This window comes from Brevundimonas sp. NPDC092305 (genome assembly GCF_044755415.1).
In the GTDB taxonomy this organism is placed as follows: Bacteria; Pseudomonadota; Alphaproteobacteria; order Caulobacterales; family Caulobacteraceae; genus Brevundimonas.
The window spans coordinates 478,995-493,446 of the sequence record NZ_JBIVQY010000001.1; the positions used below are offsets into that span (position 1 = coordinate 478,995).

Here is a 14,452-nt window from a genome sequence, read left to right on the forward strand (position 1 = left end):
ATGCGCATGATCCGTCTTCGTCTCGTCCTGCTCGCCGGTGCGGCCCTCGCCGCCTCGACCGTCGCCGCGCAGGAGACGCCTGCGTCTTCGCCCGCGCTGAACGAGCTTCAGGCCTCGCCGCCGCCATCCGCGCCCGCTGTCGTGGTCGCGCCGCAGGATGCGCCGACGTCGGGCGCGGAGCCGATCGTGATCCGGACCGAGGAGATCGATCGCCCGCCCGTCCCGCCGCCGCCCCCGCCGATCCCCGCGATCTGGTCGCCGGCGCCGACGGACGCCGAGGGCCGTTCCGCCTATGGTCTCTATCTGTCCGGCCGCCTTGCCGGCATGCGCGGAGACCGCGAGACCAGCGCCGAATATCTGGCCGCCAGTCAGGAACTGGCCCCCGAACAGCCGACGCTGGCAAATGAGACCTTCCTCGCGGCCTTGCTGGCCGGCGATCTGGACAGCGTCACCCGCCTGTCCGCCGAGGCCCGCACCCTGCCGCTGGGCGAGGCCGGGCGTCTTGCCACGGCGGTCGACGCTCTGCGTCGCGGCGACGGTCGCGCCGCCCGGGCAGACATCACCGGTCAGCCGTTCACCCCTCCGTTTGACCGTGCCGTCGGCTATCTGTCCCAGGCCATCGCCGCGCAGGACGGCGACTGGGACGCAGCGCTGGCCGAGGTGGTCCCCGATCCGACCGAACCGACCACGGCCCTGATCCAGCGCCAGCAGCGCGCCGGCTTGCTTGAGCTCCGCCGCCGCCATGACGACGCTCAGGCCGAGTATGAAACCCTGATGGCCATGCCGCAGGGACGGCGTCTGTACGGCATCAACTACGGTGCCTTCCTCGAGCGACGCGGCCGCCGGGACGACGCGCGCGACGCCTACCTGGCCGCTCTGGCCGGGCCATCGCCGGACCCGCGCGCGCTGGTCGAGCTGAACCGCGTGAACCATCGTGGCCGCGCGCCGGCCTTGCCGACCATCGCCGAGATCGGCGCCGAAGCCATGAATTTCGCCGCTCTTGAGGCGTCGGAGCTGGGCGGACAGGACCTCGCGGTCATCTACCTCCAGCTCTCGCTGGCGCTGCGACCGGACGACAGCGTGACCCTGCGCCTCGGCCAGACCCTCGCCCGGGCCGACCATGGCCAGCTGGCGATCGAGACCTTTGGCCGTGTCGGCCAGACCAATCCCATCCAATACGCCGCCGCCCAGGTCGGCATCGCCGAAATCCTTTCCGGCGAAGAGCGTCAGGACGAGGCCCTGGTCGTTCTCCAGCGCGCCGACGCCGTCGCTCCGGACCAGCCGGCCGTGGCGCGCCGTCTGGCCGCCGGCCTGCTGGACCTGAAGCGTTTCGACGACGCGCTCGTCGTGCTGAACCGCCCGTCGATCAACACCGAGGGCCAGAGCCTCGATATCCGGTTCCTGCGCGGCTACGCCCTGAACCAGCTGGGCCGGATCGACGAGGCCGAGGCCGAACTGTGGACCGCCCTGCAAGCGGCCCCGGACAATCCGACCATTCTGAACCAGCTCGGCTACATGTGGGTCGATACCGGCCGCCGGGTGGATCAGGGCGCCGAGATGCTGTCCCGCGCCCATGCAGCCGAACCCGAGAACGGCAACATCCAGGACTCGCTCGGCTGGGCCCAGTTCAAGCAGGGCAACTATGAAGCCGCCGTCGAGACCCTCGAACAGGCCGTGGCCAAACAGCCCGCCAACGCCGAGATCGTCGACCATCTGGGCGACGCCTACTGGCAGGTCGGCCGTCGCCGGGAAGCCGGCTGGCAGTGGACCCGTGTCCTGACGCTGGATCCGGACGCCGAACGCCGCGCCGAGGTCGAGCGCAAGATCGCTTCGGGTCTGGAGCCTTCGGCAGCCCCGACGCAACAGGCCGCCACCGCCGGCGAACCCTGACGCATGACGACGCTGACGGGCCTGGCGCCCGCCAAGGTCAATCTGTTCCTTCACGTCGGGCCGGTACAGCCGGACGGCTACCATCCGCTCGCCAGCCTCGTGGCGTTTGCGGACGTCGGCGACCGCCTCACCGTCGAACGCGGCGATCGGCTGTCGCTGACGGTTCAGGGACGCTTCGGCTCCGCGCTCGCCGGTGAGCCGGACAATCTGGTCCTGCGCGCGCTACGGGCGCTGGGACAGGCGGCGGGAATCGGCGAACCGCCCCTTCGCGTGACGCTGGACAAGGTCCTGCCGATCGCGGCCGGCCTCGGCGGCGGATCATCGGACGCCGGCGCCGCGCTGCGTCTGGCGCGCGACCTGCTGGGCCTTCCCTTCGATGAGACTGCACTGGCCGATATCGCCGGGACCTTGGGCGCGGACGGCGCCATGTGCGTTCACGCCCGCGCCGCATGGGCCGGGGGCAGGGGAGATCATCTGGAGTTCGAGCCCCGTCTGCCGCCGCTTCCCGCGGTACTGATCAACCCCGGGGTCCCGTCGCCAACCGGCGCCGTCTATCGCGCCTATGATGAGGGTGTCGCAGCAGGCGCTGACCGTCCGGCCCCGCCGGTGATCTGGGATGTTCCGATGGTCATCGCCTGGCTGGCGGAAGGACGGAACGATCTGGAGGCGCCCGCCGTTCGAAACCAGCCTGCGATCGGCGAGGCGCTGTCGGCCGCCCGCGACCTGCCCGCCGTCCGGCTGGTCCGGATGTCCGGTTCGGGCGCAACGGCTTTTGCCCTGTTCGAGTCGGCTGTCGACGCTAGCAACGCTGCGAAAAAGCTCAGCAACGAGAAGCCTGACTGGTGGGTAAGCTCCACCATTCTGAGATGATGGTCGTCGCCGCAAAGCTTTAAGGCGGTATATCGGCGATATTGTGAAGCTGACCCTGAATGGCCTTGAGATGACCCCGTTCTATGGGGTGAATTTCTTTCTCCTGTGACCAATATGGAACTCAAGGCGACGTAGAGGCTTTCTCTGTCTCCACCGCCTAATGGCCGCGCTTGTCTCCCAAGCGGCTGATCATTCCACGGAAGGGATACACCCATGCTGAGAACCCGTCTTCTGACCGCCGCCGCCGCGACCGCGATGCTCGTCGCCCCGGCCGCCTTCGCCCAAACCCCGGAGCAGACCCCGGCGCCCCAGACGCCCCCGGCCACCATGCCGGCGCCGGCGACCACTCCGGCTCCTGTGACGCCGCCGGCCGCGACGACGGCTCCAGCCGTCGCGACGACCCAGGCCGCCGCTCCGGCCGCCCAGACCAACTCGGTCATCGATGTGCTGAAAGCCCAGGGCAAGTTCTCGACCCTGCTGTCGGCGCTTGATCAGGCCCAGCTGACCGAGACGCTCGCGTCGCGTCCCGCCATCACGATCTTCGCGCCGACCGACGAGGCCTTCGCGGCCCTTCCGGAAGCCGAGCGGACCCGCCTGATGGACCCCGCCAACGCCCAGGAGCTGCGCAGCCTGCTGCTCTACCACGTGCTGGTGGCCGACGTTGAAGAAGGCCAGATCAAGGGCGCGGCCGGTCCGGTCGAGACCGCTGGCGGCGCCAAGATCCAGATCGACGGCACCGGCGAATCCATCAAGGCCGACGCCGCGACGGTGACGCAGGCTGAGCTGGACGCCTCGAACGGCGGAGTCTTCCCGATCGATCGCGTGCTGAACCCGGCCCAGTCGCAGGCGGCCATGGGTGACGAGGACGCCGCCGCTCCGGCTGCCGACGCCGCCGCCCCGGCGACCACGACCCCGGCTCCGGCCGCCGCCGCCCCGGCCGCTCCGGCGACCCCGTCGGCGACGACCACGACGGCGCCCGCCCAGCCCGGCACGACCGCGCCGAACGGCCAACCGGCCGCAACGACTACTACCACCGCCGCTCCTCCGGTCCCGAACCCGACGGACGGCCAGGTCGACAACCCGGCCCGCACCACCCCTCCCGTCGAGACGCCGGATCCGGCTGACGGCGACGAGGACGGTTCGGAACCCCCGGCCCAGCCTCAGTCGTAAGTTCACGGCTTTGAAGGCATCGAAGGCGGCGGATCGAAAGGTCCGCCGCCTTTCGCTTGTCCGCTTAACGGTCGGCAAACTCAGGTTCGTTATCCTGAGGTCATGGAAACGCTCACGCCTGATCAGATCGTCGCGTTCGAAGCTGTCGTCGCAAGGGTCTCGCCCGACGACCGCGCGAAGCTGCACGCGCTCAAGGACGCCGCCGCCGCCGCCGCCGAGGCGTCTGCCCCCCACTGGGATTTCGACCAGCCCGGCCATCGCGCCCAGGAGCATCTGGCCGAAGCTTTCGGCGCTGCTCTGACCGATGACCACCGCCGCGCGCTCGTCGCCATCTGGGCGCTGGAAATGCCGGCCCGCGTGCCCGCCGCGAACATGCCCCCGGCAGTAATGGAGCTCTATCCCGAGTGGATCCAGCGCCTCGCCGACTTCCTGACGAAGGCCGACGATCCCTACGACCGCGACTTCTGGGCCAAGGACGTGCGCATCTCGCTGGTGCTCAGCGTCCCCGGCGCCCGCACCCAGATGATCGACCTGTCCTCGCCCATGGGGCCGGGCCAGATCCTGCGTCACGCCCGCGAGGGCTGGGGCTGGTCGGTCATCCCGGCCTACGCCGCCGCACAGGCCTGGAAGCCGTGGCTGGAGGTTCACACCGAGAGCCGCTGCCTGCGCGATTTCAACGAGGCCGGCTGGGACCGCGCCTGGGCTGCCGCCGCCGAAATTTGCAAACGCCGCCCCGAGATGGCCGGCATGCTCGGCTCCTCGTGGTTCTACGATCCCCCGCTGGAAGAGATCAGCCCGCGGCTGGCCTACCTCCGCGTCAACCCGCTGAACAACGGCGCCTTCCTGATCCATCAGGGACCCGGTGACATCCACACCCAGCGCGCCGCCACCAGTTCCCCCACCCGCGCCGCGCTGATTGAGGAGGGCAAGTACACCGCCCGCTCGTGGATCGTCGCTTGGCCGAGAGCGGCGCTGATCAAATGGGCCGATGCGCGGAAGGCTGAGCCTCAGGCGGAAGCGGCCTAGGCCGCTATTGCACCCCAGGCCTCGCCCACCGGCCTGATCTCCAGTCCCGCAGCCTTCGCCAGCCGCAGCACCCGGTTCAGATCCTCCGGCGTGCAGCCGTAGTCCGTCGGCTGGTCCGATACATCGTGCCCATAGGCCGTCAGCCAGCCCTTCGACGCCGCCGTCTCCGCCATCAGCGCCTCAAGGTCGTAGTGCGGCAGTCGCCGGCTCTCCAGCCCGACGGACTTGATCAGCCCCCGGTCCTCGCGGCCTGCATTGACCCCGTCGCGCACGCCGCGCCCCAGCACGAACCGGCTACGCACATATCGCTTGGCCCCCAGCGTGCAGTCCCCGAACGGGTAGGCGAACGTCTCCATCCGGTACCCGCCCAGCCGCTCGGCCACCCACGCGGCGTTCAAGTCGAGGCTCAGCTTCAGCGCGTCACCGCTCATCCGCAGCACGCTGGTGTGGCCGAAGGTATGGCAGCCGATCTCGTGCCCGGCCGCGTGCAGCTCCTGCAGGTGCCGCTCGACGAACTGGTCGCGGTCCATGTTCCGCCGTCCCGCCAGACCGCCGCAGACATAGTAGGTCGCCTTGACCCCATGCTCCGCGAGGATCGGACCCGCCTCGGTCCACGCCGTCGCCGGTATGTCGTCGAAGCTCAGCGAGAACACGCCCGTCGCCGGCGCGATCTCCACCGCCTCGACGTCGAGATAGCGCGCCGCCCGCCGACGCATCTGGTCGATCTGCTTCATGGGGGCGTGATAGCGGGTCGCGCTTAAGGAACCGTATGGCCTCGCCTTGCCCGCCGATACGGCCCCGTCTAGGGTCCGCCGCCATTCTCCCCGGATTGTAAAAGCCCGCCGTGACGACCGAACCGCTCGCCTTCCAGGACCTGATCCTGACCCTCCAGAAATACTGGGGCGAACAGGGCTGCGCCCTGATGCAGCCCTATGACATCGAGGTCGGCGCCGGCACGCTCCACCCCGCAACCGTCCTGCGCGCGCTGGGTCCGAAGCCGTGGAAGGCCGCCTACGTCCAGCCCAGCCGCCGCCCCGGAGACGGCCGCTATGGCGAGAACCCCAACCGGCTCCAGCACTATTACCAGTTCCAGGTCATCCTGAAGCCCAACCCCGACAACCTTCAGGAGCTCTATCTCAAGAGCCTTGAGGCCATCGGCATCGATCCCAAACTGCACGACATCCGCTTCGTCGAGGACGACTGGGAAAACCCGACCGTCGGCGCCTGGGGGCTGGGCTGGGAGGTCTGGTGCGACGGCATGGAGGTGACCCAGTTCACCTACTTCCAAGGCGTCGGCGGCATCGAGGTCGACGTCGTCTCGGGCGAGCTGACCTACGGGCTGGAACGTCTGGCAATGTATGTGCAGGGCGTTGATAACGTTTACGATCTGAAGTTCACCAAGGAAGGTACGACCTACGGCGAGGTCTTCCTCGAGAACGAGCGGCAGCAGTCGGAAGCCAACTTCCACGGCTATGACGTCGACGGCCTGAAGCGCCGGTTCGAGGACATGGTCGCCGAGGTCTCCCGCCTGCTCGCCATGACCGGGCCGCAGGGCCAGCCGCTGGTCCTGCCCGCCTACGATCAGGTCCTGAAGGCGTCCCACCTGTTCAATCTGATGGACGCCCGCGGTGCCATCGCCGTCGCCGAACGCCAGAGCTACATCGGGCGGATCCGGGAACTCTGTAAGGCGTGTGCGCTCGCCTACGTCGAACAAGAGCGGAAAACCGCCTGATGCCCCAACTTCTCCTCGAACTCTTCTCCGAAGAAATCCCCGCCCGCATGCAGCAGGGCGCCGCGCGTGATCTGGAGCGGATGGCGGCTGAGCGGCTGAAGGCGGCCGGCCTCAACTATGAGGCGCTCACCACCTACGCAGGCCCCCGCCGCCTGACGCTGGTCATCGACGGCCTGCCCGCCGCCACGCCTGACCGCGAGGAAGAGCTGAAGGGACCCAAGACCTCGGCGCCCGAACAGGCGCTGGAAGGCTTCCTGCGCAAGACCGGCCTGACCCGCGACGATTTGGTCGAGCGGGATGGCGTCCTGTTCGCCGTGATCAGCCAGAAGGGCAGGGCGACCGCCGATCTGATCCCCGAGATGGTCGACCAGATCGTCCGCAACTTCCCGTGGCCCAAGTCGATGCGCTGGGGCTCCGGCACGCTGCGCTGGGTGCGGCCGTTGAAGCGGATCGTCACCCTGTTCGACGGCGCTGTGGTCACGTTCGATATCGACGGCATCGCCTCGGGCGACACCACCGAGGGCCACCGCTTCCTCGGCTCCGGCAAGCCTTTCACGGTGAAAGACTTCGCCGACTACCGCCAGAAGCTGGAGCGCGAGCACGTCCTGCTCGACGTCGCCGACCGCAAGCTGCGCATCCTCGAAGCCGCGCAAAAGGTCTGTTCGGACAAGGGCCTCGCCCTCGTCGACGACGACGGCCTGCTGGACGAGGTCGCCGGTCTGGCCGAATGGCCGACGCCGATCCTCGGCGACATGGACCCGCAGTTCCTCGACCTGCCGCCGGAAGTGGTGCGCCTGTCGATGAAGGTGCACCAGAAATACTTCGCCGTCCGCGATCCGGCCAGACACGGCCTCGCGCCGCACTTCGTCGTCGTCGCCAACGTCGAGGCCTCCGACAGCGGCCGCGCGCTGGCCGCCGGCAACAGCCGCGTCCTGTCCGCCCGCCTGAACGACGCCCGCTTCTTCTGGGACGAGGACCTGAAGGTCGGCTTCGACGCCTGGCTGGACAAGCTGAAGGGCGTCACCTTCCACGCCAAGCTGGGCACGCTGGCCGAACGCGTCGATCGCATCGCCGCGCTGGCCCGCGAGATCGCCCCCCTGGTCGGCGCCGACCCGGATCAGGCCGAACAGGCCGCCCGCCTCGCCAAGGCCGACCTCGCCTCGGGCATGGTCGGCGAGTTCCCCGAATTGCAGGGCGTCATGGGCGGCTACTACGCCCGCGCCGCCGGCCAGCCTGACGCCATCGCCGACGCCGTGCGCGATCACTACAAGCCGCAGGGGCCCGCGGACACAGTGCCGACCGCGCCGCTGACGGTGGCCGTGGCGCTGGCCGACAAGCTGGACACGCTGGTCGGCTTCTTTGCGATCGATGAGAAGCCCACCGGGTCAAAGGATCCCTATGCGCTGCGACGGGCGGCATTGGGTGTGATTCGGCTGGCGCTTCAGAGCGGAATCCGAGAAAATCTTCTCCGCCCTCTGTCTCGCCAGAGGGCGAGAGTCATCGCATCCAAACTTCCCCTAAACACCGAGCGGCTGGACGCCGAAACCTTCGCTGAGATCAAAAAGCTCGGCGTGGAGCATGCGCTTGAAACCGGGCCCCTGATGGCGGAGGCGGTCGACGCTATTAACAAGCTGCTCCGAGACACTTGGGCGCTTGGGAAAGGCTATGCCCCAGCGGAGCAGGACCATGAACTCCTCGCCTTCTTCGCCGACCGCCTGAAAGTCCTCCTCCGCGATCAAGGCCAACGCCACGACCTCGTCGACGCCGTCTTCGCGCTCGGCGACGACGACCTCGTACGCATCGTGCGTCGGGTCGAGGCGCTTGCGGCCTTCCTCGCCACCGATGACGGGGCGAACCTGCTGGCCGGCTATCGTCGCGCGTCCAACATCCTGCGCGCCGAGGAGAAGAAGGGGCCTCTGCCGACCGGCATGGTCGAGACCGGCCTGCCGAACCAGCCCGCCGAGGAAACCGCGCTCGCCTTCGCCGCCGCCGCCGCCGCGACCGCCGTCGACGCCGCGCTGGACGCCGAGGACTTCGCGGCCGCCATGCGCGCTTTGGCTGGCCTGCGCGCCCCGGTCGACGCCTTCTTCGAGGCCGTGCTGGTCAACTCTGACGTCCCCAGCGAACGCGACAACCGCCTGCGGTTGCTGGGTCAGGTCCGGGATGTCATGGGCCGGGTGGCGGATTTCGGCCAGATCGCGGGGTAGGCTCTCACTCTCCGCTCATCCCCGCGAAAGCGGGGACCCAGTTCTTTCCAGCTTGACGGCGGCATTTCGGGACAGCGCGCCGCATCCAGAACAGCCTCGCTCTGTCACCCAAAGTACTGGGTCCCCGCTTTCGCGGGGATGAGCGGAGTGATCGGGGGCATAGGGCTCAGACGTAGGTCTGAACGATCTCGACCACCCGCCCATCCGTTGTCAGCACCCCGTCTATCCGGTCCAGCCGCAGCAGCGCCATCGCGGCCCCGTCGCCGCCGCCCAGCACCTCGCCGGCGCGCAGCTCGCCATTCAGCACTTCGGTCCCTACAGCCGGAGCCGGTCCGTCAAACCGCACCGGCAGCATCCGGCTCTTGATCGCTCCACGCCGCTTCATCCGCGACGTCGTCTCCTGCCCGACGAAACAGCCTTTCTGGAAGTCGATGCCGTTTAGCAGGTCGAAGTTGGCCTCGATCGGATAGGTCTTGTCGTCCGGCCAGTCCGCCGTCCCCGGCACGCCCATCGCCAGCTCATGCGCCCGCCAGTCGGCCTCGGTCATGTTGGCGACAGGTTCGCCACCGTATCGCCGTCCGCCCAGCTCCGGCAGACGCGGATCCGCCGCGAACCCCGCCGCCTCGCCGTCCCAGCAGGCGAACACCGGCTCATCCAGCGCCGCGACCTCCGCCTGCGCCCGCAGCCGGTACATGCCCAGTCGCTGCATCAGCGCCTCGCGCCGGTCCGCTGCGACGTCCAGAACCACCGCCCCGTCCTCGCCCCACAGGAACAGGTCGAACAGCAGCCGCCCCGGGGGCGACAGCAGGGCGCCAAACCTCAGCTCGCCGGGTGCCAAGGTCTCGACGTCCTGTGTCAGCAGGTTGTGCAGGAAGGGCCGGGCGTCGGGCCCCGAGACGCGGATCAGGGCGCGGCTGTCCAGACGGGCGATGCGGGTGATCTGCATGGCCGCTAGATAGGGCGCTTTCCCCTCGCGCCAAAGGCGAGAGACGCTGCTCGCGCCGAGAATCCGTGTACGGTGCTGCCGATGACGGGGCGGTTCCCAATTCTGTATCTGGCCGAGGCCGAGGCCGACGCGGCCGTGATGTCGTCCGGCGTGCTGGCCTATCTGGTCGAAAGCCTGCCGAACGCGACCTTCACTGTCGTCGGCTCGCCCGAAAGCGCGCCGCTGTTCGCCGACACTCCGCGCCTGCGCAAACTGATCGTGCTGGAGAAGGAAGGCCATCTTGAGTGGCTGAACCTCTGGAGTCAGGTGCAGTCGGTGCGCTGGGGCCTGATCGTCGACATGCGCGGCACCACCTTCTCCGGCAAGCTGAAGCGCCAGAAGCGGGCTGTGCGCGGGCAGGACGAGCCGGGCGTGCACGCCGTCGAACTGGCCGCCCGGGTGCTGCATCTGGACGATATCCCCGCGCCGCGCCTCTACGTCGGCGATCAGACCCGCGCCGCGGTCGACGCCCTGATCCCGACCGAGACCACGCCGATCCTCGCTGTTGGCCCGGGCGCGGAGTGGATGGGCAAGGTCTGGCCGCCCGAGCGCTACGCCCTCGTCGCCGCCGCGCTGGTCGGCGATGACGGCCCGCTGGCCGGCGGGCGTGTGATCGTGGTGGGCGAAGAGAACGCCCGCGAGGCGGCGCACCTGATCCGCCTGTCGCTGAAGCGCAACCGGGTGATCGAGCTGCAGGGCAGACGGCTGACCCCGCTCCAAACCGTGGCCGCGCTTGAAAAGGCCGACCTCTACGTCGGCGCCGACACCCTGTGGACCCAGCTGGCGGCGGCGTCGGGCACGCCCGCTCTGGGACTGTTCGGACCGTCCGACGATCGCGTGCGCGGCCCGTGGGGCGGCGTTTCTGTCCGCGGTCCTCGCACCGTCGATGACTTCCGCAAGATCGACCCGAAGCTCAATCAGGCCTTCCAGCACATGAACGACCTGCCCGCCGATCGCGTGATCCGGGCGGCGAAGAAGCTGCTGGCTGAACGGGCGACCGTTTCTGACGTAGCGAGCGTGTAAGGTACGCTTCTGCTCGCCGGTTCGCGGGCGGCCTTCCGGACGATCCGGACGCATCGGACGCTTCGGACGGTATTTTTTCGATCACCCGACTGGCCCCCGCCGCCCGGTTCGCAATAATCAGTCTTCCTTTCCCCGGACCGCTCGCCATGCCCCAGACCTATGACCTGATCGTTCGCGGCGGCGAAGTGGCCAACCACGCCGGGCGGGGCATGGCCGATGTCGGGATCACCGATGGCCGCATCGTCTTCGTCGGCGATCTGTCGCAGGCCTCGGCGGGCGAGACCTTCGACGCTGCGGGCCTGACGGTCCTGCCGGGCGTCATCGACACCCAGGTCCACTTCCGCGAACCGGGGCTGGAGTGGAAAGAGGATCTGGAGACCGGCTCCCGCGCCGCCGCGCTCGGCGGGGTCGTGGCTGTGTTCGAGATGCCGAACACCGAGCCCAACACCACCGACCCGGCCACGCTGGAAGACAAGCTCGCCCGTGCCCGCGACCGTATGTGGACCGACCACGCCTTCTACATCGGCGGCACCCACGAGAACGCCGACCATCTGGCCGAGCTGGAACGCCTGCCGGGCTGCTGCGGGGTCAAGGTCTTCATGGGCGCCTCGACCGGCACCCTGCTGGTCGCCGACGACGACGGGGTCCGCAAGGTGCTGTCCAACGTTCGCCGCCGCGCCACCTTCCACTCCGAGGACGAGTACCGTCTGGTCGAGCGCCGCCCGCTGGCCCGCCCCGGCGACTGGACCAGCCACCCGGAGGTCCGCGACGCCGAGAGCGCCATCGGCTCCACCCGCCGTCTGGTCCGGCTGGCGAAGGAGACCGGCGCCCGCATCCACGTGCTGCACGTCTCGACCGCCGAGGAGATCGCCTTCCTCGCCGACCACAAGGATGTTGCCACCGTCGAGGTTACGCCCCAGCACCTGACGCTGGACGGCGACGAGGCCTATGCGCGGCTGAAGGGCCTCGCCCAGATGAACCCGCCCATCCGCCACGCCCCGCATATCGCCGGTCTGTGGCGAGGGATCGAACATGGCGTCGTCGACGTGCTCGGCTCCGACCACGCCCCGCATACACTGGAAGAAAAGGCCAAGCCTTATCCGGCCTCACCCTCAGGCATGCCGGGGGTGCAGACGCTGGTGCCGATCATGCTGACCCATGTCGCCAACGGCCGCCTGTCGCTGGAGCGCTTCATCGACCTGACCTCCGCCGGGGCGCAGCGGGTCTTCAGCATCGCCGGCAAGGGCCGTATGGCCGAAGGCTATGACGCCGACCTGACCATCGTGGACCTGAAGGCGAAGCATGTCCTGACGCACGCGGACATGGCCACCCGCTCAGGCTGGACGCCTTTCGACGGCTTTGAGGCCACCGGCAAAGCGATGGCCACAATCGTGCGCGGTCGTGTGGTTATGCGGGACGGTGAGCTGCAGGGTTCCGCCCATGGCCGGCCCGCGCGGTTCCAGGAGACCCTGCCCTGAGCGTGAGGAATGAGTGTGAGTGAAAGCGTACTGATCGTCGACGATGACGACCTGCTGGCCCGGATGGCGGCCTTCTACCTGACCCAGGCCGGCTACTCGGCTCGGGTGGTTCAGGGCGGCGCGGCGGCCCTGCTGGACCTGACGGAGCAGCCGTCGGATCTGGTGCTCATGGATATCCGCATGCCCGGCATGGACGGGGTCGAGGCCCTGCGTCGCCTGCGCAAGGCCGGGCACGCCATGCCGGTGGTGATGATGACCCACGACAACCGCGCCGACGTCATCCGCGACGTGCTGGCGCTGGGCGGCAACGGCTATCTGCTGAAGCCCTTCGAGGGGCCTGAGCTGGTCGCCCGCGTGCGCAAGGCGCTCGACGCGGCGAAGGTCGCCCGGCGCTAGATCGAGAAGCTGACGCCGCAGCCGCAGCTGGAGGCGGCGTTGGGGTTGCGAACCACGAATTGTGCGCCGGCCAGATCGTCCACGAAGGCGATCTCCGACCCGCGGAGGAAGGGCAGGGACACGGGGTCCACCAGCGCCGCCTGACCCTCGGTCTCGATGCGCAGATCCTCGGCATCCGCCGTCTCGACCAGCTCGAACCGGTACTGGAAGCCCGAGCAGCCGCCGCCGTCCACGGCGACACGCAGCATCAAGGCACGCCCCTCGGCCTCGCCCAGCCGGGCCAGCCGCCGCGCCGCGCTGTCGGCCAGCGACAGGCCGTGCCCTCCGGCGGAGGAGGGCGACAGGGCGAAGGGGGTGGATTGGACGCTGCTCACAGGGGCCTATATGAGGCGCTGACGGGCTTTCGCAAAGGGCCTGCCCTGTGATGAGCCGCCCGTGAACCCCGAACGCGCCCCCTACGCCGAATATCCCGAGCACAGCCGGGGGCGGCTGGAGCCCGAGCCGATCAGCCGCACGCGCAACGCCTTCGCCCGCGACCGCGACCGCATCATCCACTGCACCGCCTTCCGCCGCCTGAAGGAGAAGACCCAGGTCTTCGTGGCCCACGAGGGCGATCACTACCGCACCCGCCTGACCCACTCGCTCGAAGTGTCCCAGATCGCCCGGTCGCTGGCCCACGCCCTGCGGCTGGACACCGATCTGGCCGAGACCGTCGCTCTGGCCCACGACCTCGGCCACCCGCCCTTCGGCCATGCGGGCGAGGACGAGCTGCAGGCGCAGATGCAGCCGTGGGGCGGCTTCGATCACAATGTGCAGACCTTCCGCGTCGTGACGAAGCTGGAGGAGCGCTATCCCCGCTTCGACGGCCTGAACCTGAGCTGGGAGACCGTCGAGGGCGTCATCAAGCACAACGGCCCGGTGACGCATAAGCTGGAAGAGCCGTCGTGGAAGGCCATCGCCGACTACGCCCCCGGCTGGGACCTGCGCCTCGACACCTTCGCCTCGCTGGAAGCCCAGGCCGCCGCCATCGCCGACGACATCGCCTACAACAATCACGACGTCGACGACGGGGTGCAGGCGGGCCTGTTTACGCTTGAGGACCTCGCCGACGTCCCTCTGATCGGCCCCGTGCTGGATGATGTGCGCAGGGACTGGCCCGCCATCGACGCCCGCATGCTCCGGCTCGAGGCCGTGCGCCGCATGATCGGCGTCATGGTCGAGGACGTGCTGGCCGAGACCGAGCGTCGTATCGAGGCCGCCAGCATCCGCTCCACCGAGGACGTGCGCACCGCCGATCGCACGCTGGTGGCCTTCTCTCCCGCCATGCTGGCCGATCTGGGCGTGCTGCGCCGCTTCCTGTTCGAGCGGATGTATCGCCACTACCGCGTCAACCGCACCCGCAGTCAGGCCCGCCGGATCCTCGCCGAGATGTTCCAGCTGTTCATGGCCGAACCCGAGACGATGCCGCCCGAATGGTCCGGCAAGGCCCTGAGCGGAGACGAGGCGAAGCGCGCCCGGGCGGTCTGCGACTATATCGCCGGCATGACCGATCGCTACGCCATCGAGGAGCACAGGAAACTGTTCAGCCTCGACCTCGCACTCGATCTGTGATTCCAAGGACGGGGGCGGCAAGATCAGGCGACCACGCGTTCGATTCGCGTGACCCGGAAGGCGC

The 14,452-nt window shown here is 69.0% G+C and carries 13 protein-coding genes; 10 read left to right on the top strand and 3 right to left on the bottom strand.

Annotation, left to right across the window (positions count from 1 at the left end):
* The 4 genes from ACIQC9_RS02390 (at window position 1) to ACIQC9_RS02405 (ending at window position 4,956) form a co-directional block, all read left to right on the top strand.
* Entirely contained in the window at window positions 1–1,890 is a 1,890-nt protein-coding gene (locus tag ACIQC9_RS02390) for a tetratricopeptide repeat protein (protein ID WP_400612018.1), read from the top strand.
* A 3-nt stretch (window positions 1,891–1,893) separates the two neighbouring features.
* Window positions 1,894–2,760 (top strand): 4-(cytidine 5'-diphospho)-2-C-methyl-D-erythritol kinase, encoded by an 867-nt coding sequence (locus tag ACIQC9_RS02395; protein WP_400612020.1) that lies wholly within the window; start codon window positions 1,894–1,896, stop codon window positions 2,758–2,760.
* A gap of 213 nt (window positions 2,761–2,973) precedes the next feature.
* Window positions 2,974–3,930, top strand: coding sequence for a fasciclin domain-containing protein (locus ACIQC9_RS02400; RefSeq protein WP_400612022.1), 957 nt, complete (start codon window positions 2,974–2,976; stop codon window positions 3,928–3,930).
* Window positions 3,931–4,032: 102 nt separating this feature from the next.
* A complete protein-coding gene (locus tag ACIQC9_RS02405; RefSeq protein ID WP_400612024.1) occupies window positions 4,033–4,956 on the top strand; it encodes a hypothetical protein in 924 nt (307 codons plus the stop codon).
* On the opposite strand, the gene ACIQC9_RS02410 is transcribed toward ACIQC9_RS02405, so the two are convergent.
* Window positions 4,953–5,690 (bottom strand): polysaccharide deacetylase family protein, encoded by a 738-nt coding sequence (locus ACIQC9_RS02410; RefSeq protein WP_400612026.1) that lies wholly within the window; start codon window positions 5,688–5,690, stop codon window positions 4,953–4,955. The two genes, ACIQC9_RS02405 and ACIQC9_RS02410, sit on opposite strands and share 4 nt — an antisense overlap.
* Window positions 5,691–5,800: 110 nt before the next feature.
* Here ACIQC9_RS02410 and ACIQC9_RS02415 point away from each other — a divergent pair, with 110 nt between their 5' ends.
* Both ACIQC9_RS02415 and glyS read left to right on the top strand, forming a co-directional pair.
* Window positions 5,801–6,688 (top strand): glycine--tRNA ligase subunit alpha, encoded by an 888-nt coding sequence (locus ACIQC9_RS02415; protein ID WP_400612028.1) that lies wholly within the window; start codon window positions 5,801–5,803, stop codon window positions 6,686–6,688.
* A complete protein-coding gene (gene glyS, locus ACIQC9_RS02420) occupies window positions 6,688–8,895 on the top strand; it encodes a glycine--tRNA ligase subunit beta (RefSeq protein WP_400612030.1) in 2,208 nt (735 codons plus the stop codon). The genes ACIQC9_RS02415 and glyS overlap by 1 nt, the downstream gene beginning before the upstream one ends.
* 166 nt (window positions 8,896–9,061) lie before the next feature.
* Here the strand turns inward: glyS and ACIQC9_RS02425 are convergent, their stop codons facing one another.
* A complete protein-coding gene (locus ACIQC9_RS02425) occupies window positions 9,062–9,841 on the bottom strand; it encodes a YgfZ/GcvT domain-containing protein (protein WP_400612032.1) in 780 nt (259 codons plus the stop codon).
* A gap of 81 nt (window positions 9,842–9,922) precedes the next feature.
* On the opposite strand from ACIQC9_RS02425, the gene ACIQC9_RS02430 reads away from it, so the two are divergent.
* The 3 genes from ACIQC9_RS02430 to ACIQC9_RS02440 all read left to right on the top strand — a co-directional run bounded on the left by ACIQC9_RS02430 (window position 9,923) and on the right by ACIQC9_RS02440 (window position 12,777).
* Window positions 9,923–10,903: a glycosyltransferase family 9 protein gene (locus tag ACIQC9_RS02430; RefSeq protein ID WP_400612034.1), complete on the top strand. Its 981-nt coding sequence runs from the start codon at window positions 9,923–9,925 to the stop codon at window positions 10,901–10,903.
* 146 nt (window positions 10,904–11,049) lie between these two features.
* Window positions 11,050–12,381, top strand: a complete 1,332-nt coding sequence (locus ACIQC9_RS02435; RefSeq protein WP_400612036.1) for a dihydroorotase — start codon at window positions 11,050–11,052, stop codon at window positions 12,379–12,381.
* Between the two features lie 9 nt (window positions 12,382–12,390).
* The gene (locus ACIQC9_RS02440; protein ID WP_400612038.1) at window positions 12,391–12,777 is read left to right on the top strand and encodes a response regulator transcription factor; all 387 of its coding nucleotides are present in this window, start codon (window positions 12,391–12,393) and stop codon (window positions 12,775–12,777) included.
* On the opposite strand, the gene erpA is transcribed toward ACIQC9_RS02440, so the two are convergent.
* On the bottom strand, window positions 12,774–13,151 hold the full coding sequence (erpA, locus tag ACIQC9_RS02445) for an iron-sulfur cluster insertion protein ErpA (protein WP_400612040.1): 378 nt from the start codon (window positions 13,149–13,151) through the stop codon (window positions 12,774–12,776). The genes ACIQC9_RS02440 and erpA overlap by 4 nt on opposite strands.
* A 61-nt stretch (window positions 13,152–13,212) precedes the next feature.
* On the opposite strand from erpA, the gene ACIQC9_RS02450 reads away from it, so the two are divergent.
* Window positions 13,213–14,388 carry a deoxyguanosinetriphosphate triphosphohydrolase gene (locus ACIQC9_RS02450; protein WP_400612042.1) on the top strand — a complete coding sequence of 392 codons (1,176 nt, stop codon included), beginning with the start codon at window positions 13,213–13,215 and terminating at the stop codon, window positions 14,386–14,388.
* Window positions 14,389–14,452: the final 64 nt, after the last annotated feature.

Excerpts from the sequence above, each read along its gene's own strand:
- ACIQC9_RS02395 (WP_400612020.1), top strand. The coding sequence starts at position 1,894 with ATGACGACGCTGACGGGCCTGGCGCCCGCCAAGGTCAATCTGTTCCTT.
- ACIQC9_RS02390 (WP_400612018.1), top strand. The coding sequence starts at position 1 with ATGCGCATGATCCGTCTTCGTCTCGTCCTGCTCGCCGGTGCGGCCCTC.
- ACIQC9_RS02400 (WP_400612022.1), top strand. The coding sequence starts at position 2,974 with ATGCTGAGAACCCGTCTTCTGACCGCCGCCGCCGCGACCGCGATGCTC.
- ACIQC9_RS02440 (WP_400612038.1), top strand. The coding sequence starts at position 12,391 with ATGAGTGTGAGTGAAAGCGTACTGATCGTCGACGATGACGACCTGCTG.
- ACIQC9_RS02410 (WP_400612026.1), bottom strand. The coding sequence starts at position 5,690 with ATGAAGCAGATCGACCAGATGCGTCGGCGGGCGGCGCGCTATCTCGAC.
- ACIQC9_RS02405 (WP_400612024.1), top strand. The coding sequence starts at position 4,033 with ATGGAAACGCTCACGCCTGATCAGATCGTCGCGTTCGAAGCTGTCGTC.
- ACIQC9_RS02425 (WP_400612032.1), bottom strand. The coding sequence starts at position 9,841 with ATGCAGATCACCCGCATCGCCCGTCTGGACAGCCGCGCCCTGATCCGC.
- glyS (WP_400612030.1), top strand. The coding sequence starts at position 6,688 with ATGCCCCAACTTCTCCTCGAACTCTTCTCCGAAGAAATCCCCGCCCGC.
- ACIQC9_RS02435 (WP_400612036.1), top strand. The coding sequence starts at position 11,050 with ATGCCCCAGACCTATGACCTGATCGTTCGCGGCGGCGAAGTGGCCAAC.
- ACIQC9_RS02430 (WP_400612034.1), top strand. The coding sequence starts at position 9,923 with ATGACGGGGCGGTTCCCAATTCTGTATCTGGCCGAGGCCGAGGCCGAC.